Origin of the sequence: Streptomyces sp. I05A-00742 (assembly GCF_013055795.1) — a bacterium.
In the GTDB taxonomy this organism is placed as follows: domain Bacteria; phylum Actinomycetota; class Actinomycetes; order Streptomycetales; family Streptomycetaceae; genus Streptomyces.
On sequence record NZ_JABETO010000031.1, the window covers coordinates 1 to 15,929 of the forward strand.

Genomic DNA, 15,929 nt, shown 5'->3' on the forward strand with positions numbered 1-15,929 from the left:
CCTCCCAGCTCTCGCCGAGCGGGCCGCCGGCCAGGAGCTGCGCGGCGACCGCCGCGGCGGGCGCGCCCCTGGCGTGCAGCGCGCGGGCGGCGTGGGCGCGCAGGGCGGTGTGGGCGGTGGGGGAGAGGTCGGCGAGCAGGGCCTCGGCGAGGACGGGGTGGCGCGGGCGGCCGGTGTGGAAGAGGGCCGACGCGGTCAGGGCGTCGAGGGCGGGGCCGACGTCGCGGGGGGCGATGCCGGAGACGGTGGCCAGCAGGGTGGTGACGTCGGTGCCGCTGCCGTCGGTGTTGTCGGCGCTGTCGCCGAGCACGGCGACGGCGCGGGCCACGGCGAGCGCGTCGTCGCCGCTTCGGTGGACGCAGGCCAGGGCGGCCGCCCGGTAGGCGTCGCCCGGGACGGGGGCGGGGGTGGCCGCATCGGCGGTGTCGTCGAGCAGGGCGTGGAGCAGCAGCGGGTTTCCGCCGCTGAGCCGGTGGAACCCGGCGGCCAGGCGTTCGGCCGCGGGCTCGCCCAGCCGGCCCGCGACGATCCGGTCGACGCCGCTCGCGCCGAGCGGCGCGAGCGTCAGGCGGCGTATTCGGGGCTGGTACTGGAGTTCGCCCAGCAGGGTCCGGTGCGCGGTGCCGTGCGGGGCCTCGGTGACGACGAAGGCGGTACGGGCCGTGCGCAGCCGCCGGATCAGGTACAGCAGGCACTGCTGTGACGCGTGGTCCGCGTACTGGAGGTCGTCGACGCACAGCAGCAGGGGCTGCTCGGCGGCCAGGTCGAGGGCCGCGCAGTGGAGGCGGCGCATCACGTGCGGCGGGACGGCGGTGCCGTCCCGCCCGTCCGTGGCCAACGCCTCGTTGTGGAGGGCGAGTTCGGGGAACAGCTGGTCGGCGAGCGCGTACGGGTAGGGCTGCTCGGCGGGGCTGCCGAGGGCGGTCAGGACCGTGAAGCCGTGCTCCGCGGCGCGGGTGCGGAGGCTGTGCAGGAGCTCGGTCTTGCCGAGGGCGGTGCCGCCGCGGACTACCGCGAAGCCGGCGATGCCCCGGGCGCTCTCCGCCAGCATCGCGGAGAGGGCGGCCAGTTCGGCTTTGCGGTCGACGAGCATTGGGTGCCCCTTTCCCCCGGTGAGGCAGCCTCCGGAACGGCGGGGCAGCACGATAGCAAGGTGGGGTGGGGGTGGGGGGTGTGGTGCCGGTGGGGTCGGTGAAGCGCGGGTTGGGGGTGGGGGCCCCAGTCCCTCCCCCAGAGGGGGCACCCCCAACGGGCTAAGTGTTCTCCGGCCGCCAGATCCACGGGCTCGCGTCCGGCCCCAGCCCCACCACGCACAGCCGGTGCGCCCCGTCCGTATGGAGGGCCGGGGTGCCGACGGGGGCCGGGCGGCCGTCGGCGCGGGTCGGGCGGGCGTCGTCGGAGGTGGCGTCGATCACCTGGGCGCGGCCTTCGAGGTCCTTGCCGAGCACCATCAGGGCGTCCCGGTGGCCGCGCAGGGGGAGGGCCCGGGCGGTGAGGGCGCCGTAGCCGGTGAGGTCGCGGACGGAGGAGTCGCCGAGGTGCTCGGTGCCGGCGCCGCCGGTGAGGCGGTAGGCGGCCGGGCGGGCGTCCTGCGGGCGGCGGTAGACGACGACGAGCTTGCCGTCGTCGCCGGGGTGGGCGGCCACGGGGTCGCCCGCCGGCTTGGGGAGGCCGTCCAGGGGCAGGAAGCGCATCGGCTTGCCGGGGTCGTCCTGGCTCCAGTGGTGCACGGTGTCGCGGCCGACGCCGAGGACGTGGACGCGGCGGTCGCCGTCCAGGGCGACGGTCAGTCCCTCCTGGATCTCCGGGCCGCCGAGGTTGCGCCACTTGCCCCACTTGCCGTTGGGCTCGCGCACCCGGGTGGAGACGCCCTTGCCCGCGTTGCGGACGAACAGGTGGACGCGGCCGCCGGGGTCGGTGACCGCCGCCGGGATGCCCACCCGGCGGCCCCGGTCGGGGGTGTGCTCGGGGTTGCCGAGCCCCGCCCAGCCGGTGAACGGCCCGTCGGGGGAGCGCTGGGAGAGGACGACGATCTCGCGGGTGTCGGCCCGGCCCTCGCCCTCCAGGGCGGAGAAGCGCAGCGCGAACACCAGGCGCCGCCCGGCGGCGTCCTTGACCGTGGCCAGGGCGGGGGCCAGCGGGCCGCCGCCGAGGTTCTGCGGGGCGCCCCAGCGCCCGCTGCCCGCCGAGCTCTCCTGCCAGCGCACGGCGTGCAGGCCGAGGACCCCATAGGCCTCCAGGCGGCCGCCGCGGTCGCTGTCGACGACGGGGGTCGCGCCCGGGTGGCGGTAGTGGGTGGAGCGGATCCAGCCCTTGCGGTTCTTCAGCGCGCGGTCGCCGCCCTGCCCGTAGTCGCCGCAGCCGCCGTCGTTGCCGCAGTGCCAGTCGGGGCCGCCGCCGTAGGCCTCCACCAGCCGGTGCTTCTGCTTGATGATCTCCATCGGGAGGTTGTGGGGCCAGCGCTGGTTGTAGTAGCCGCGGAACGAGGTGGTGACGAACGGTGGCGGATGCTTGTCGCGCCGTGTCGCGTCGGCCGACCACTGGGAGAGCGCCTTCCAGGTGAAGAGCGCGGTCGGGGTGTGGTCGCGGTGGTCCGAGCACGCCCCGTAGTCGTTGTCCTTGGGGTGGGTGGCGTCGTGCACCTGGTAGTCGGGGTCCGGGTCCATGGTGTGGACCACGGTCGGCCGGAATCTGTCCATGATCGTTGCGAGTGCGTCCACCAGTGTGCTGTGCCGGTATCTGCTCACCTCGGTGCACGGCGAGCCCTTGGCCACCAGCGTCTTCGCCACCGCCCCCGGCTCGTCCCACAGCTGCGGCATGCGGACGTTGCGGTCGGAGAGCATCGCGATATTGAGGAAGACCAGCCGGGCCCGGCGGTTCCCGGCGACGAGCTCGTTGGTCTCCGCCTTGACGCCGCCCGGCAGGTCCATGACGGACTTCTGCCAGCGGGTGAACCGGTGCTTGCCGAGCATCTCCGCGTACGCCTGGCGGAGCCCCTGGTGGCGGGCGGAGGAGTACGCCGCCTTGTCGTGGTGCTCCTTCTCCTTCGGGGGCATGCCCTCGACCCAGTTCTGTCCTATGGCCTCGCCTGCCGTCACATAGACGGAGACCACCGGGACCCCGGCCCTGACCAGGTGCAGGGCGTCCGGGTTCATGAAGAACAGGTCGTCGTCGGGATGGGCCATGACCTGGAGCAGCAGCGGGCCGCGGGGGCGGCCGAACGACTGGGTGGTGCGGGGGTCCACGGCGCGGACGGGGGAGACGGAGGGCGCGGACTTCTCGGAACCGCTGTCGCTGCATCCCGTCGCCACGACGGCCGTGACGGCCGCGATCCCGGCGAGCACGGACCGACGGGTGACCGGACGAGCGTTCTGCAACGGAACGGTTCTGCGCTGTGAGATGTTCAACTACCTGACTCCGCTTCGTTGTCCAGCGCCCCCCAGCGTGAAAAGGGACGGGGAAGAGGCCCGGCGGGTTGCCCAACTTGCTACAAAGCCTGAATCCCGATCGTGTGACACAGCGCGTTTCGGCCACTGTGGCGCGTCGAGCACTCCCATGCCAGCACGCCATGGGGAACAATGGCCGTTCCGCCCGGAATGTCGGCAGGGCGGTTTGACATCTGCGCCGGTCGGGGTACCTTCTTCGGCTGCGATTGGCGCCCCTTCGGGCTCGTATGGCACACTGTTCAGGTTGCTCGGTTGAGTGCCGATGCTGCGCGCCTCCCGCCGGGAGGACTGGAAGCGAGTCCCGCAGTACTCGTCACCCCTTCTCAGGGGTGGAAGTACGGGAATCTTCCGGGAAGCGTCAGCGGGGCCCCAGCCAGGCACTCGGTGGGTGTCCTTCCCCCACGAACCCCTTGAGCAGGGATCTTCCTTCGGGGAGATCTGCTGGAAGGGGCGCGACACGCCCGACCGCGTGGGTCGGAGGTGAGCGGGAAGGGACGGTGCGGTTCCCCAGGGAACGGCACAGCCCGGCCGAGTCCCAGAGCGTTACGAGAGACAGGACTACTGAGTAGCCATGGCGGGACAGAAGATCCGCATCCGGCTCAAGGCCTACGACCACGAGGTCATCGACTCCTCGGCGAAGAAGATCGTCGAGACGGTGACCCGCACTGGTGCGTCGGTCGCGGGCCCGGTGCCGCTGCCCACTGAGAAGAACGTGTACTGCGTCATCAAGTCGCCGCACAAGTACAAGGACTCGCGCGAGCACTTCGAGATGCGCACGCACAAGCGCCTCATCGACATCCTCGACCCCACGCCGAAGACGGTTGACTCGCTCATGCGCCTCGACCTGCCGGCCGGCGTCGACATCGAGATCAAGCTCTGAGGTGACGCGCGAGATGGCTAAGAACATTAAGGGCGTCCTGGGCGAGAAGCTCGGCATGACCCAGGTCTGGGACGAGAACAACCGGGTTGTCCCGGTGACCGTCGTCAAGGCCGGGCCCTGCGTCGTCACCCAGGTCCGCACCAACGACAACGACGGCTACGAGTCGGTCCAGATCGCCTTCGGCGAGATCGACCCGCGCAAGGTGAACCGGCCCCTCAAGGGTCACTTCGCCAAGGCCGACGTCACCCCGCGCCGCCACCTGGTGGAGCTGCGTACCGCTGACGCCAGCGAGTACACGCTCGGCCAGGAGATCACCGCTGCCGTGTTCGAGTCGGGCGTCAAGGTCGACGTCACCGGCAAGAGCAAGGGCAAGGGCTTCGCCGGTGTCATGAAGCGCCACAACTTCCGTGGCCTCGGCGCCGGGCACGGCACGCAGCGCAAGCACCGCTCCCCCGGCTCCATCGGTGGCTGCGCCACCCCGGGCCGTGTGTTCAAGGGCCTCCGCATGGCGGGCCGTATGGGCAACGAGCGGGTCACCACCCAGAACCTGACCGTCCACGCCGTTGACGCGGAGAAGGGCCTGCTCCTGATCAAGGGCGCGGTCCCTGGTCCGAACGGCGGCCTCGTCCTGGTCCGTACCGCGGCCAAGGGGGCCTGAGGTAACGATGAGCACCATTGACATCCTTTCGCCGGCAGGCGACAAGGCCGGGACCGTCGAGCTCCCCGCGGAGATCTTCGACGCGAAGGTCAGCATCCCGCTGATCCACCAGGTCGTCGTCGCGCAGCTGGCCGCTGCCCGTCAGGGCACGCACAAGACCAAGACCCGTGGCGAGGTCCGCGGTGGTGGGCGCAAGCCCTACCGCCAGAAGGGCACCGGTCGCGCCCGTCAGGGTTCGACCCGCGCGCCGCAGTTCGCCGGTGGTGGCGTCGTGCACGGTCCCGTGCCGCGTGACTACTCGCAGCGGACCCCGAAGAAGATGAAGGCCGCCGCCCTGCGCGGTGCCCTCACCGACCGGGCCCGCCACAGCCGTATCCACGTCGTCTCCGGCGTGGTCGACGGCGCGGTGTCCACCAAGGCCGCGAAGACCCTGTTCGGCAAGATCTCGGAGCGCAAGAACCTGCTCCTGGTCGTCGACCGGGCCGACGAGGCCGCGTGGCTGTCCGCCCGCAACCTGCCCCAGGTTCACATCCTGGAGCCGGGCCAGCTGAACACGTACGACGTGCTCGTCTCCGACGACGTGGTCTTCACCCAGGCCGCCCTCGAGTCCTTCGTGTCCGGCCCCAAGGCCACCGTTGAGACCGAAGGGAGCGAGGCCTGATGACTGAGGCCGTCGTCACCAGCAAGACCTTCTCGGACCCGCGCGACCTTCTGGTCAAGCCGGTTGTCTCGGAGAAGAGCTACGCGCTGCTGGACGAGAACAAGTACACGTTCATCGTCGACCCGCGCGCCAACAAGACCCAGATCAAGCAGGCCGTCGAGGCGGTCTTCTCGGTCAAGGTCACCGGGGTCAACACGATCAACCGTCAGGGTAAGCGCAAGCGCACCAAGACCGGTTTCGGCAAGCGCGCCAACACCAAGCGCGCCATCGTGACCCTCGCCGAGGGCGACCGTATCGACATCTTCGGCGGTCCGACCGCCTGAGGGCGGTCTGGATCGTCCGGAATCGGACGAGGACTGAGAAATGGGTATCCGCAAGTACAAGCCGACGACCCCGGGCCGTCGTGGCTCCAGCGTCGCCGACTTTGTCGAGATCACGCGGTCCACGCCGGAGAAGTCGCTGGTCCGCCCCCTGCACAGCAAGGGCGGCCGTAACAACACCGGTCGTGTGACCGTCCGTCACCAGGGCGGTGGCCACAAGCGCGCCTACCGCGTGATCGACTTCCGTCGTCACGACAAGGACGGCGTGCCGGCCAAGGTCGCTCACATCGAGTACGACCCGAACCGCACCGCGCGCATCGCGCTCCTGCACTACGCAGACGGCGAGAAGCGCTACATCATCGCCCCGGCCAAGCTGAGCCAGGGCGACCGGATTGAGAACGGCCCCGGCGCCGACATCAAGCCGGGCAACAACCTCCCGCTCCGCAACATCCCGGTCGGTACCACGATCCACGCGATCGAGCTCCGTCCCGGTGGTGGCGCCAAGTTCGCCCGCTCCGCCGGTTCTTCCGTGCAGCTGCTGGCGAAGGAGGGCCAGTACGCCCACCTGCGTATGCCGTCCGGCGAGGTCCGCCTGGTCGACGTCCGCTGCCGCGCCACGGTCGGCGAGGTCGGCAACGCCGAGCAGTCGAACATCAACTGGGGCAAGGCCGGCCGTATGCGCTGGAAGGGCGTTCGCCCGACCGTCCGCGGTGTCGCGATGAACCCGGTTGACCACCCGCACGGTGGTGGTGAGGGCAAGACCTCCGGTGGTCGCCACCCGGTCTCCCCGTGGGGTCAGAAGGAGGGTCGTACGCGTTCTCCCAAGAAGGCGAGCAACAAGTACATCGTCCGCCGCCGCAAGACGAACAAGAAGCGCTAGGAGCGGGTTTAGATGCCGCGTAGTCTCAAGAAGGGGCCCTTCGTCGACGACCACCTCATCAAGAAGGTGGACGCCCAGAACGAAGCCGGCACCAAGAACGTCATCAAGACCTGGTCCCGTCGCTCCATGATCGTGCCGGCCATGCTGGGCCACACGCTCGCGGTGCACAACGGCAAGACCCACATCCCGGTGTTCGTCACCGAGTCGATGGTCGGCCACAAGCTCGGCGAGTTCTCGCCGACCCGCACCTTCCGCGGCCACGTCAAGGACGACCGCAAGTCGAAGCGCCGCTAAGCGGGGTGTGAACGACTATGACTGACACCGAAGGGACAACCATGGAAGCCAGGGCCCAGGCGCGGTACATCCGCGTCACGCCCATGAAGGCCCGCCGCGTGGTGGACCTCATCCGTGGCATGGACGCCACGGAGGCTCAGGCGGTCCTGCGTTTCGCCCCGCAGGCCGCGAGCGTGCCGGTTGGCAAGGTGCTGGACAGCGCCATCGCCAACGCTGCACACAACTACGACCACACGGACGCCTCCACGCTGGTCATCAGCGAGGCGTACGTGGACGAGGGCCCGACCCTGAAGCGGTTCCGTCCGCGTGCCCAGGGCCGTGCCTACCGGATCCGTAAGCGGACCAGCCACATCACCGTGGTCGTCAGCAGCAAGGAAGGAACCCGGTAATGGGCCAGAAGGTTAACCCGCACGGGTTCCGGCTCGGCATCACCACCGACTTCAAGTCGCGCTGGTACGCCGACAAGCTGTACAAGGACTACGTCAAGGAAGACGTCGCCATTCGTCGCATGATGACGAAGGGCATGGAGCGCGCCGGTATCTCGAAGGTTGAGATCGAGCGCACCCGCGACCGCGTCCGCGTTGACATCCACACCGCTCGTCCGGGCATCGTCATCGGCCGCCGCGGCGCCGAGGCCGACCGCATCCGCGGCGAGCTGGAGAAGCTGACCGGCAAGCAGGTCCAGCTGAACATCCTCGAGGTCAAGAACCCCGAGGTCGACGCTCAGCTGGTGGCCCAGGCCGTCGCCGAGCAGCTGTCCTCCCGCGTCTCCTTCCGTCGCGCCATGCGCAAGAGCATGCAGTCGACGATGAAGGCCGGCGCCAAGGGCATCAAGATCCAGTGTGGTGGCCGTCTCGGCGGCGCCGAGATGTCCCGCTCGGAGTTCTACCGCGAGGGCCGTGTGCCCCTGCACACGCTCCGCGCGAACGTCGACTACGGCTTCTTCGAGGCCAAGACCACCTTCGGCCGCATCGGCGTGAAGGTCTGGATCTACAAGGGCGACGTCAAGAACATCGCCGAGGTCCGCGCCGAGAACGCCGCCGCGCGTGCGGGCAACCGCCCGTCCCGTGGCGCGGGCGACCGCCCGGCCCGTGGTGGCCGTGGCGGCGAGCGTGGCGGCCGCGGCCGCAAGCCGCAGCAGGCTGCCGAGGCCCCCAAGGCCGAGGCCACCGCTGCTCCGGCTGAGTCCACCGGAACGGAGGCCTGACCGACATGCTGATCCCTCGCAGGGTCAAGCACCGCAAGCAGCACCACCCCAAGCGGAACGGCATGGCCAAGGGTGGCACCGAGCTCGCCTTCGGTGAGTACGGCATCCAGGCCCTGACCCCGGCCTATGTGACGAACCGGCAGATCGAGTCCGCTCGTATCGCCATGACCCGTCACATCAAGCGTGGCGGCAAGGTGTGGATCAACATCTACCCGGACCGTCCGCTGACGAAGAAGCCGGCCGAGACCCGCATGGGTTCCGGTAAGGGTTCCCCCGAGTGGTGGATCGCGAACGTCAAGCCCGGTCGGGTGATGTTCGAGCTGTCCTTCCCGAACGAAAAGGTCGCTCGTGAGGCGCTGACCCGCGCCGCCCACAAGCTTCCGATGAAGTGCCGCATTGTTCGGCGCGAGGCAGGTGAGTCGTGATGGCTGCCGGTACCAAGGCGACCGAGCTGCGTGAGCTGAACAACGAGGACCTCGTTGCCAAGCTGCGCGAGGCCAAGGAAGAGCTGTTCAACCTCCGCTTCCAGGCGGCGACCGGACAGCTTGAGAACCACGGCCGGCTGAAGGCCGTCCGCAAGGACATCGCCCGGATCTACACCCTGATGCGCGAGCGCGAGCTCGGCATCGAGACGGTGGAGAGCGCCTGATGAGCGAGAAGAACATGACTGAGACGAACGAGCGCGGCTTCCGCAAGACCCGTGAGGGCCTCGTCGTCAGCGACAAGATGGACAAGACCGTCGTCGTCGCTGTCGAGGACCGCGTCAAGCACGCGCTGTACGGCAAGGTCATCCGCCGTACCAACAAGCTCAAGGCGCACGACGAGCAGAACGCCGCGGGTGTCGGCGACCGTGTCCTCCTGATGGAGACCCGGCCGCTGTCCGCGACGAAGCGCTGGCGCGTCGTCGAGATCCTCGAGAAGGCCAAGTAATCACCTGAGGGCATTAGCCCCCAGGTAAGTTCCGCCAGGCTCGGCGCGGGGCCTCGAATACGCAGGTGTTCGGGGCCCCCGCCGGGAACCGGCAGACGATCAGGAGATAGACGTGATCCAGCAGGAGTCGCGACTTCGCGTCGCCGACAACACTGGTGCCAAGGAGATCCTTTGCATCCGTGTTCTCGGTGGCTCGGGTCGCCGCTACGCGGGCATCGGTGACGTCATCGTCGCCACCGTCAAGGACGCGATCCCCGGTGGCAACGTGAAGAAGGGTGACGTCGTCAAGGCGGTCATCGTTCGCACCGTCAAGGAGCGTCGTCGTCAGGACGGCTCGTACATCCGCTTCGACGAGAACGCGGCCGTCATCCTCAAGAACGATGGCGACCCCCGCGGCACCCGTATCTTCGGCCCCGTGGGCCGAGAGCTGCGCGAGAAGAAGTTCATGAAGATCGTCTCGCTCGCGCCGGAGGTGCTGTAAGCATGAAGATCAAGAAGGGCGACCTGGTACAGGTCATCACCGGCAAGGACAAGGGCAAGACGGGCAAGGTCATCCAGGCCATGCCCGCCGAGGACCGTGTCCTGGTCGAGGGTGTCAACCGGGTCAAGAAGCACACCAAGGCCGGCCAGACCGCCCGCGGTTCCAAGACCGGCGGGATCGTCACGACCGAGGCCCCGATCCACGTGAGCAACGTTCAGCTCGTCGTGGAGAAGGACGGCAAGAAGGTCGTCACCCGCGTCGGCTACCGCTTCGACGAGGACGGCAACAAGATCCGCGTTGCCAAGCGGACCGGTGAGGACATCTGATGACTGCCACCACCAACGCACCGCGCCTCAAGCAGCGCTACCGCGAAGAGATCATCGGCAAGCTGCGTGAGGAGTTCTCCTACGAGAACGTCATGCAGGTTCCCGGCCTGACCAAGATCGTGGTCAACATGGGTGTGGGCGACGCCGCCCGCGACTCCAAGCTGATCGAGGGCGCCATCCGCGACCTCACCACGATCACCGGCCAGAAGCCCGCCGTGACCAAGGCCCGCAAGTCCATCGCGCAGTTCAAGCTGCGTGAGGGCCAGCCGATCGGTGCCCACGTCACCCTCCGTGGCGACCGCATGTGGGAGTTCCTGGACCGCACCCTGTCGCTCGCGCTCCCGCGCATCCGCGACTTCCGTGGTCTGTCCCCGAAGCAGTTCGACGGCCGGGGCAACTACACCTTCGGTCTCACGGAGCAGGTCATGTTCCACGAGATCGACCAGGACAAGATCGACCGCGTCCGGGGTATGGACATCACCGTGGTCACCACGGCGACCAACGACGACGAGGGCCGCGCCCTCCTTCGTCACCTCGGCTTCCCCTTCAAGGAGGCGTGACCGAGATGGCGAAGAAGTCTCTGATCGCGAAGGCCGCGCGCAAGCCGAAGTTCTCGGTCCGCGCGTACACCCGCTGCAACCGCTGCGGCCGGCCGCACTCCGTTTACCGCAAGTTCGGCCTCTGCCGTGTGTGCCTTCGTGAGATGGCTCACCGCGGCGAGCTGCCGGGCGTGACCAAGAGCTCCTGGTAATCCCCTACTTGGGTAACCAGGGCTCTCGGTAAGCCTATGGTCGGCGGGCACCCGCCCCGGCTCTCCCGTAGAGTTGAGGGGTTGGGCGCCCGCCGCCCATGACCGCACGCGAGCCGTACCCCTGTACGGCCCGCATAACGTCGCTTACTACGCCGTAGGTCCCCGCGCCGCACCCGCTCCGACTGATGTTCGGGGAGAGGGATGGCGCAGATAGGAAACCCCGGCGAGAGAGGCCGAAGGCCAAACATGACCATGACCGATCCGATCGCAGACATGCTGACCCGTCTGCGGAACGCGAACTCGGCTTACCACGACTCCGTGGCCATGCCCCACAGCAAGATCAAGGCGCACATCGCCGAGATCCTGCAGCAGGAGGGCTACATCACCGGCTGGAAGGTCGAGGACGCCGAGGTCGGCAAGTCCCTGATCCTCGAGCTGAAGTTCGGCCCGAACCGCGAGCGCTCCATCGCGGGCATCAAGCGGATCTCGAAGCCGGGCCTGCGGGTCTACGCAAAGTCCACCAACCTGCCGAAGGTCCTCGGCGGCCTGGGCGTGGCGATCATCTCCACGTCCCACGGTCTCCTGACCGGCCAGCAGGCCAGCAAGAAGGGCGTGGGTGGGGAAGTCCTCGCCTACGTCTGGTAACCCGGGAACGGAGGAATAGCTCATGTCGCGTATTGGCAAGCTGCCCATCCAGGTTCCCGCTGGTGTGGACGTCACCATCGATGGCCGTGCCGTGCAGGTGAAGGGTCCCAAGGGCACCCTGAACCTCACCCTGTCGGCGCCCATCGTTATCGATAAGGGCGAGGACGGCGTGCTCAACGTCATCCGCCCGAACGACGAGCGTCAGAACAAGGCCCTGCACGGTCTGTCGCGCACGCTGGTGGCGAACATGATCACCGGCGTGACCCAGGGCTACAGCAAGAAGCTCGAGATCAGCGGTGTCGGTTACCGCGTCCAGGCGAAGGGCTCCAACCTGGAGTTCGCCCTGGGCTACAGCCACCCGATCCTGGTCGAGGCGCCCGAGGGCATCACCTTCAAGGTGGAGTCCCCGACCAAGCTGACGGTCGAGGGCATCGACAAGCAGAAGGTCGGCGAGGTCGCCGCGAACATCCGCAAGCTGCGGAAGCCCGACCCGTACAAGGCCAAGGGCGTCAAGTACGAGGGCGAAGTCATCCGCCGCAAGGTCGGAAAGGCGGGTAAGTAAGCCATGGCATACGGTGTGAAGATCGCGAAGGGTGACGCCTACAAGCGCGCCGCCGCGAAGCGCCGCCACATCCGCATCCGCAAGCGGATCTCCGGTACGGCCGAGCGCCCCCGCCTGGTCGTCACGCGCTCCAACCGTGGTATCACCGCCCAGGTCATCGACGACATCAAGGGTCACACCCTGGCGTCGGCGTCGACCCTGGACGCGTCGATCCGCGGTGGCGAGGGTGACAAGAGCGCCCAGGCCAAGAAGGTTGGCGCCCTGGTCGCCGAGCGTGCCAAGGCCGCCGGTGTCGAGGCCGTCGTGTTCGACCGCGGTGGCAACCAGTACGCCGGGCGCATTGCCGCTCTGGCGGACGCCGCCCGCGAAGCCGGGCTGAAGTTCTAAGCCCCGGTTCCGGAGCTAGCGGACGTAACAGAGAGAGGTAATTCCAATGGCTGGACCCCAGCGCCGCGGAAGCGGTGCCGGTGGCGGCGAGCGGCGGGACCGGAAGGGTCGCGACGGTGGCGCTGCCGCCGAGAAGACCGCGTACGTTGAGCGCGTAGTCGCGATCAACCGCGTCGCCAAGGTTGTCAAGGGTGGTCGCCGCTTCAGCTTCACCGCGCTGGTCGTGGTGGGCGACGGTGACGGCACGGTCGGTGTCGGTTACGGCAAGGCCAAGGAAGTTCCGGCTGCCATCGCCAAGGGCGTGGAAGAGGCCAAGAAGAACTTCTTCAAGGTCCCCCGGATCCAGGGCACCGTCCCGCACCCGATCCAGGGCGAGAAGGCGGCCGGTGTCGTCATGCTCAAGCCCGCGTCCCCCGGTACCGGTGTTATCGCCGGTGGCCCGGTGCGCGCGGTGCTCGAGTGCGCCGGCATCCACGACATCCTGTCGAAGTCGCTCGGTTCTTCGAACCCGATCAACATCGTGCACGCCACGGTGGAGGCCCTCAAGGGACTGCAGCGTCCCGAGGAGATCGCCGCCCGTCGTGGTCTGCCGCTCGAGGACGTCGCACCCGCCGCTCTGCTGCGGGCGCGTGCGGGGGCGGGTGCGTAATGGCTCGTCTCAAGGTCACCCAGACCAAGTCCTACATCGGCAGCAAGCAGAACCACCGCGACACCCTGCGTTCGCTCGGTCTCAAGAAGATCAACGACGTGGTTGTCAAGGAGGACCGCCCCGAGATCCGCGGCATGGTGCAGACCGTCCGCCACCTCGTGACGGTCGAGGAGGTCGACTGATATGGCGGAGCAGAACCCGCTGAAGGTCCACAACCTCCGTCCTGCCCCGGGCGCCAAGACCGCCAAGACCCGTGTGGGTCGTGGTGAGGCGTCCAAGGGTAAGACCGCAGGTCGTGGTACCAAGGGCACCAAGGCCCGTTACCAGGTTCCGGAGCGCTTCGAGGGTGGGCAGATGCCCCTCCACATGCGCCTCCCGAAGCTGAAGGGCTTCAAGAACCCCGCCCACAAGCAGTTCCAGGTCGTGAACCTGGACAAGCTGGCCGCGCTCTACCCGCAGGGTGGCGAGGTCACGGTGGCCGATCTGGTCGCCAAGGGCGCGGTGCGCAAGAACGAGCTCGTCAAGGTCCTGGGCCAGGGCGAGATCTCCGTGGCGATCCAGGTGACGGTCGACGCCGTCTCCGGTTCCGCCAAGGACAAGATCGCCGCTGCCGGCGGCACCGTCACCGAACTCATCTGAGTTCGTTGATCCGACAACCGGGGATGTCCCATCAGGGGCATCCCCGGTTGGTCGTTCCTAGCCGGGCACGGTCGCCGGTAAGGTGGCGTGGACTGTTGCTGTACCCATGGGGGGAATCACCCCCGGGCCGTGCGGACCGTGCCCGTACGGCCATGGCTGATATGTATTCGTCGATCCTCAAGACCGTTACCTCTCACGCGTGCGTGTGAGAGGCGCAGGAGGCACCGTGCTCACCGCGTTCGCCCGGGCGTTCAGGACGCCCGACCTGCGCAAGAAGCTGCTGTTCACATTGGGCATCCTGGTGCTCTACCGGTTGGGGTCCAACATCCCCGTACCCGGTATCGACTACCAGAACGTCCAGGCGTGCCTTGACCAGACCAAGAGTGGTGCGGGTCTGTTCGGCCTCGTGAACATGTTCAGTGGTGGCGCGCTGCTGCAGATCACGATCTTCGCACTGGGGGTCATGCCGTACATCACGGCGAGCATCATCCTCCAGCTGCTCACGGTCGTGATCCCCAGGCTGGAGGCCCTGAAGAAGGAGGGCCAGTCCGGTCAGGCCAAGATCACGCAGTACACGCGTTACCTGACCGTCGCACTCGCCGTGCTCCAGGGCACCGGACTCGTCGCCGTCGCGCGCAATGGTGCGCTCTTCCAGGGCTGTTCGGTGGGGAACGAGATCGTTCCCAACCCCTCGATCTTCACGACCATCACGATGGTCGTCACCATGACGGCGGGCACCGCGCTGATCATGTGGCTCGGTGAGCTCGTCACCGACCGCGGCATCGGCAACGGCATGTCGATCCTGATGTTCACCTCGATCGCCGCCCAGTTCCCGAGCGCGCTGTGGGCGATCAAGCTCCAGGGCAAGCTGATGGACGGCTGGCTGGAGTTCGGCCTGGTCATCCTCTGCGGTCTGGCCATGGTCGGGCTGGTGGTCTTCGTCGAACAGGCGCAGCGCCGCATCCCGGTGCAGTACGCGAAGCGCATGATCGGCCGCCGGTCCTACGGCGGGACGTCCACGTACATCCCGCTCAAGGTGAACCAGGCCGGTGTGATCCCGGTGATTTTCGCCTCGTCGCTGCTCTACATCCCGGCGCTGCTGGTGCAGTTCACCAACTCGAAGGCGGGCTGGGCGAACTGGGTCAACGCCAATCTGGTCAAGGGTGACCACCCGATCTACATGGCCACTTACTTCCTGCTGATCGTTTTCTTCGCCTTCTTCTACGTCGCCATCTCCTTCAACCCCGAAGAAGTTGCAGACAACATGAAGAAGTATGGTGGGTTCATCCCGGGCATCCGGGCGGGACGTCCCACCGCGGAGTACCTGAGCTACGTGCTGAACCGCATCACGTGGCCCGGCGCTCTCTATCTGGGTCTGATCGCCCTGGTGCCCACCGTGGCGCTGGTCACACTCAACGCGAACCAGAACTTCCCATTCGGGGGAACCAGCATCCTGATCATCGTGGGTGTCGGTCTGGAGACGGTGAAGCAGATCGAGAGCCAGCTTCAGCAGCGCAACTACGAAGGGTTCCTCCGCTGATGCGAATCGTCCTCGTCGGGCCGCCCGGCGCCGGCAAGGGTACGCAGGCCGCGTACCTCGCCAAGAATCTCGCGATCCCGCACATCTCGACGGGCGACCTCTTCCGGGCGAACATCAGCCAGGGCACCCCGCTGGGTGTCGAGGCCCAGGAGTACATGCGGGCCGGACAGCTGGTCCCGGACTCGGTGACCATCGCGATGGCCGAGGACCGGATGAACCAGACGGACGCCGCGGGCGGCTTCCTGCTGGACGGCTTCCCCCGCAACATCGGGCAGGCCGAGGCGCTGGATTCGTACCTCAAGGGCAAGGACCTGAAGCTGGACGCCGTCCTGGACCTGGAGGTCCCGGAGGACGAGGTCGTCAAGCGGATCGCCGGCCGGCGGATCTGCCGGGCGGACAGCAGCCACGTGTTCCACGTGATCTACAACCGTTCGAAGACCGAGGGTGTCTGCGACCTCTGCGGTGGCGAGCTCTACCAGCGCGACGACGACCGCGAGGACACGGTCCGGAAGCGGCTGGAGGTCTACCACAGCGAGACCGAGCCGATCATCGACTACTACAAGGCCCAGGGCCTGGTGGTGACGATCTCGGCGCTCGGCAAGGTCGCCGAGGTGACCCGGCGGGCCATGGAGGCGCTCCCCTCGCGGGACGGCGCCTGAGCCACAGGTGGTCT

At 68.0% G+C, this 15,929-nt stretch carries 25 protein-coding genes; 23 read left to right on the forward strand and 2 right to left on the reverse strand.

Features of this window, described 5'->3' with window-relative positions; genetic code table 11:
- The coding region (locus HN013_RS24250) for an AAA family ATPase (protein WP_171169715.1) at nucleotides 1–1,093 on the reverse strand (1,093 nt) is incomplete at its 3' end.
- Between the two features lie 160 nt (nucleotides 1,094–1,253).
- Nucleotides 1,254–3,407 (reverse strand): PIG-L family deacetylase, encoded by a 2,154-nt coding sequence (locus tag HN013_RS24255; RefSeq protein ID WP_249375338.1) that lies wholly within the window; start codon nucleotides 3,405–3,407, stop codon nucleotides 1,254–1,256.
- A gap of 610 nt (nucleotides 3,408–4,017) precedes the next feature.
- On the opposite strand from HN013_RS24255, the gene rpsJ reads away from it, so the two are divergent.
- The 23 genes from rpsJ to HN013_RS24370 all read left to right on the forward strand — a co-directional run bounded on the left by rpsJ (nucleotide 4,018) and on the right by HN013_RS24370 (nucleotide 15,915).
- Nucleotides 4,018–4,326 carry a 30S ribosomal protein S10 gene (rpsJ, locus tag HN013_RS24260; RefSeq protein WP_003948644.1) on the forward strand — a complete coding sequence of 103 codons (309 nt, stop codon included), beginning with the start codon at nucleotides 4,018–4,020 and terminating at the stop codon, nucleotides 4,324–4,326.
- Between the two features lie 13 nt (nucleotides 4,327–4,339).
- On the forward strand, nucleotides 4,340–4,984 hold the full coding sequence (gene rplC / locus HN013_RS24265; RefSeq protein WP_171169718.1) for a 50S ribosomal protein L3: 645 nt from the start codon (nucleotides 4,340–4,342) through the stop codon (nucleotides 4,982–4,984).
- Between the two features lie 7 nt (nucleotides 4,985–4,991).
- Nucleotides 4,992–5,645: a 50S ribosomal protein L4 gene (gene rplD, locus HN013_RS24270; protein ID WP_171169720.1), complete on the forward strand. Its 654-nt coding sequence runs from the start codon at nucleotides 4,992–4,994 to the stop codon at nucleotides 5,643–5,645.
- Nucleotides 5,645–5,968: a 50S ribosomal protein L23 gene (rplW, locus tag HN013_RS24275; protein ID WP_030368414.1), complete on the forward strand. Its 324-nt coding sequence runs from the start codon at nucleotides 5,645–5,647 to the stop codon at nucleotides 5,966–5,968. The genes rplD and rplW overlap by 1 nt, the downstream gene beginning before the upstream one ends.
- 40 nt (nucleotides 5,969–6,008) lie before the next feature.
- The gene (gene rplB / locus HN013_RS24280) at nucleotides 6,009–6,845 is read left to right on the forward strand and encodes a 50S ribosomal protein L2 (RefSeq protein ID WP_030368413.1); all 837 of its coding nucleotides are present in this window, start codon (nucleotides 6,009–6,011) and stop codon (nucleotides 6,843–6,845) included.
- 12 nt (nucleotides 6,846–6,857) lie between these two features.
- Nucleotides 6,858–7,139, forward strand: a complete 282-nt coding sequence (gene rpsS / locus HN013_RS24285; protein ID WP_003992359.1) for a 30S ribosomal protein S19 — start codon at nucleotides 6,858–6,860, stop codon at nucleotides 7,137–7,139.
- A 41-nt stretch (nucleotides 7,140–7,180) separates the two neighbouring features.
- Nucleotides 7,181–7,528 (forward strand): 50S ribosomal protein L22, encoded by a 348-nt coding sequence (gene rplV, locus HN013_RS24290; RefSeq protein WP_009997296.1) that lies wholly within the window; start codon nucleotides 7,181–7,183, stop codon nucleotides 7,526–7,528.
- The gene (gene rpsC, locus HN013_RS24295; RefSeq protein ID WP_071964543.1) at nucleotides 7,528–8,346 is read left to right on the forward strand and encodes a 30S ribosomal protein S3; all 819 of its coding nucleotides are present in this window, start codon (nucleotides 7,528–7,530) and stop codon (nucleotides 8,344–8,346) included. Before rplV ends, rpsC begins: the two co-directional genes overlap by 1 nt.
- A gap of 5 nt (nucleotides 8,347–8,351) precedes the next feature.
- Nucleotides 8,352–8,771, forward strand: coding sequence for a 50S ribosomal protein L16 (gene rplP / locus HN013_RS24300; protein ID WP_106677952.1), 420 nt, complete (start codon nucleotides 8,352–8,354; stop codon nucleotides 8,769–8,771).
- Nucleotides 8,771–8,995, forward strand: coding sequence for a 50S ribosomal protein L29 (gene rpmC / locus HN013_RS24305; protein WP_004950453.1), 225 nt, complete (start codon nucleotides 8,771–8,773; stop codon nucleotides 8,993–8,995). The genes rplP and rpmC overlap by 1 nt, the downstream gene beginning before the upstream one ends.
- Nucleotides 8,995–9,276, forward strand: a complete 282-nt coding sequence (gene rpsQ / locus HN013_RS24310) for a 30S ribosomal protein S17 (RefSeq protein ID WP_004950457.1) — start codon at nucleotides 8,995–8,997, stop codon at nucleotides 9,274–9,276. The genes rpmC and rpsQ overlap by 1 nt, the downstream gene beginning before the upstream one ends.
- A gap of 112 nt (nucleotides 9,277–9,388) precedes the next feature.
- Nucleotides 9,389–9,757 (forward strand): 50S ribosomal protein L14, encoded by a 369-nt coding sequence (gene rplN, locus HN013_RS24315; protein WP_171169722.1) that lies wholly within the window; start codon nucleotides 9,389–9,391, stop codon nucleotides 9,755–9,757.
- 2 nt (nucleotides 9,758–9,759) lie between these two features.
- Nucleotides 9,760–10,083, forward strand: coding sequence for a 50S ribosomal protein L24 (gene rplX / locus HN013_RS24320; RefSeq protein WP_004946679.1), 324 nt, complete (start codon nucleotides 9,760–9,762; stop codon nucleotides 10,081–10,083).
- Nucleotides 10,083–10,643: a 50S ribosomal protein L5 gene (rplE, locus tag HN013_RS24325; protein ID WP_171169724.1), complete on the forward strand. Its 561-nt coding sequence runs from the start codon at nucleotides 10,083–10,085 to the stop codon at nucleotides 10,641–10,643. Before rplX ends, rplE begins: the two co-directional genes overlap by 1 nt.
- Nucleotides 10,644–10,648: 5 nt before the next feature.
- Nucleotides 10,649–10,834, forward strand: a complete 186-nt coding sequence (locus HN013_RS24330; RefSeq protein WP_004946670.1) for a type Z 30S ribosomal protein S14 — start codon at nucleotides 10,649–10,651, stop codon at nucleotides 10,832–10,834.
- A 246-nt stretch (nucleotides 10,835–11,080) separates the two neighbouring features.
- Entirely contained in the window at nucleotides 11,081–11,479 is a 399-nt protein-coding gene (rpsH, locus tag HN013_RS24335; RefSeq protein WP_171169726.1) for a 30S ribosomal protein S8, read from the forward strand.
- Nucleotides 11,480–11,501: 22 nt separating this feature from the next.
- The gene (gene rplF, locus HN013_RS24340; RefSeq protein ID WP_171169728.1) at nucleotides 11,502–12,041 is read left to right on the forward strand and encodes a 50S ribosomal protein L6; all 540 of its coding nucleotides are present in this window, start codon (nucleotides 11,502–11,504) and stop codon (nucleotides 12,039–12,041) included.
- A gap of 3 nt (nucleotides 12,042–12,044) precedes the next feature.
- Nucleotides 12,045–12,428: a 50S ribosomal protein L18 gene (gene rplR / locus HN013_RS24345; RefSeq protein ID WP_004946663.1), complete on the forward strand. Its 384-nt coding sequence runs from the start codon at nucleotides 12,045–12,047 to the stop codon at nucleotides 12,426–12,428.
- A gap of 46 nt (nucleotides 12,429–12,474) precedes the next feature.
- Nucleotides 12,475–13,077: a 30S ribosomal protein S5 gene (rpsE, locus tag HN013_RS24350; RefSeq protein WP_004946659.1), complete on the forward strand. Its 603-nt coding sequence runs from the start codon at nucleotides 12,475–12,477 to the stop codon at nucleotides 13,075–13,077.
- Nucleotides 13,077–13,259: a 50S ribosomal protein L30 gene (gene rpmD, locus HN013_RS24355; protein WP_171169730.1), complete on the forward strand. Its 183-nt coding sequence runs from the start codon at nucleotides 13,077–13,079 to the stop codon at nucleotides 13,257–13,259. The genes rpsE and rpmD overlap by 1 nt, the downstream gene beginning before the upstream one ends.
- Nucleotide 13,260: 1 nt before the next feature.
- Nucleotides 13,261–13,716, forward strand: a complete 456-nt coding sequence (rplO, locus tag HN013_RS24360; RefSeq protein ID WP_171169732.1) for a 50S ribosomal protein L15 — start codon at nucleotides 13,261–13,263, stop codon at nucleotides 13,714–13,716.
- A gap of 226 nt (nucleotides 13,717–13,942) precedes the next feature.
- Nucleotides 13,943–15,256, forward strand: coding sequence for a preprotein translocase subunit SecY (secY, locus tag HN013_RS24365; protein ID WP_171169734.1), 1,314 nt, complete (start codon nucleotides 13,943–13,945; stop codon nucleotides 15,254–15,256).
- The gene (locus HN013_RS24370) at nucleotides 15,256–15,915 is read left to right on the forward strand and encodes an adenylate kinase (RefSeq protein ID WP_171169736.1); all 660 of its coding nucleotides are present in this window, start codon (nucleotides 15,256–15,258) and stop codon (nucleotides 15,913–15,915) included. The genes secY and HN013_RS24370 overlap by 1 nt, the downstream gene beginning before the upstream one ends.
- Nucleotides 15,916–15,929: the final 14 nt, after the last annotated feature.

Excerpts from the sequence above, each read along its gene's own strand:
- rpsJ (WP_003948644.1), top strand. The coding sequence starts at position 4,018 with ATGGCGGGACAGAAGATCCGCATCCGGCTCAAGGCCTACGACCACGAG.
- rplC (WP_171169718.1), top strand. The coding sequence starts at position 4,340 with ATGGCTAAGAACATTAAGGGCGTCCTGGGCGAGAAGCTCGGCATGACC.
- rplD (WP_171169720.1), top strand. The coding sequence starts at position 4,992 with ATGAGCACCATTGACATCCTTTCGCCGGCAGGCGACAAGGCCGGGACC.
- rplW (WP_030368414.1), top strand. The coding sequence starts at position 5,645 with ATGACTGAGGCCGTCGTCACCAGCAAGACCTTCTCGGACCCGCGCGAC.
- rplB (WP_030368413.1), top strand. The coding sequence starts at position 6,009 with ATGGGTATCCGCAAGTACAAGCCGACGACCCCGGGCCGTCGTGGCTCC.
- rpsS (WP_003992359.1), top strand. The coding sequence starts at position 6,858 with ATGCCGCGTAGTCTCAAGAAGGGGCCCTTCGTCGACGACCACCTCATC.
- rplV (WP_009997296.1), top strand. The coding sequence starts at position 7,181 with ATGGAAGCCAGGGCCCAGGCGCGGTACATCCGCGTCACGCCCATGAAG.
- rpsC (WP_071964543.1), top strand. The coding sequence starts at position 7,528 with ATGGGCCAGAAGGTTAACCCGCACGGGTTCCGGCTCGGCATCACCACC.
- rplP (WP_106677952.1), top strand. The coding sequence starts at position 8,352 with ATGCTGATCCCTCGCAGGGTCAAGCACCGCAAGCAGCACCACCCCAAG.
- rpmC (WP_004950453.1), top strand. The coding sequence starts at position 8,771 with ATGGCTGCCGGTACCAAGGCGACCGAGCTGCGTGAGCTGAACAACGAG.
- rpsQ (WP_004950457.1), top strand. The coding sequence starts at position 8,995 with ATGAGCGAGAAGAACATGACTGAGACGAACGAGCGCGGCTTCCGCAAG.
- rplX (WP_004946679.1), top strand. The coding sequence starts at position 9,760 with ATGAAGATCAAGAAGGGCGACCTGGTACAGGTCATCACCGGCAAGGAC.
- rplE (WP_171169724.1), top strand. The coding sequence starts at position 10,083 with ATGACTGCCACCACCAACGCACCGCGCCTCAAGCAGCGCTACCGCGAA.
- HN013_RS24330 (WP_004946670.1), top strand. The coding sequence starts at position 10,649 with ATGGCGAAGAAGTCTCTGATCGCGAAGGCCGCGCGCAAGCCGAAGTTC.
- rpsH (WP_171169726.1), top strand. The coding sequence starts at position 11,081 with ATGACCATGACCGATCCGATCGCAGACATGCTGACCCGTCTGCGGAAC.
- rplF (WP_171169728.1), top strand. The coding sequence starts at position 11,502 with ATGTCGCGTATTGGCAAGCTGCCCATCCAGGTTCCCGCTGGTGTGGAC.
- rplR (WP_004946663.1), top strand. The coding sequence starts at position 12,045 with ATGGCATACGGTGTGAAGATCGCGAAGGGTGACGCCTACAAGCGCGCC.
- rpsE (WP_004946659.1), top strand. The coding sequence starts at position 12,475 with ATGGCTGGACCCCAGCGCCGCGGAAGCGGTGCCGGTGGCGGCGAGCGG.
- rpmD (WP_171169730.1), top strand. The coding sequence starts at position 13,077 with ATGGCTCGTCTCAAGGTCACCCAGACCAAGTCCTACATCGGCAGCAAG.
- rplO (WP_171169732.1), top strand. The coding sequence starts at position 13,261 with ATGGCGGAGCAGAACCCGCTGAAGGTCCACAACCTCCGTCCTGCCCCG.
- HN013_RS24370 (WP_171169736.1), top strand. The coding sequence starts at position 15,256 with ATGCGAATCGTCCTCGTCGGGCCGCCCGGCGCCGGCAAGGGTACGCAG.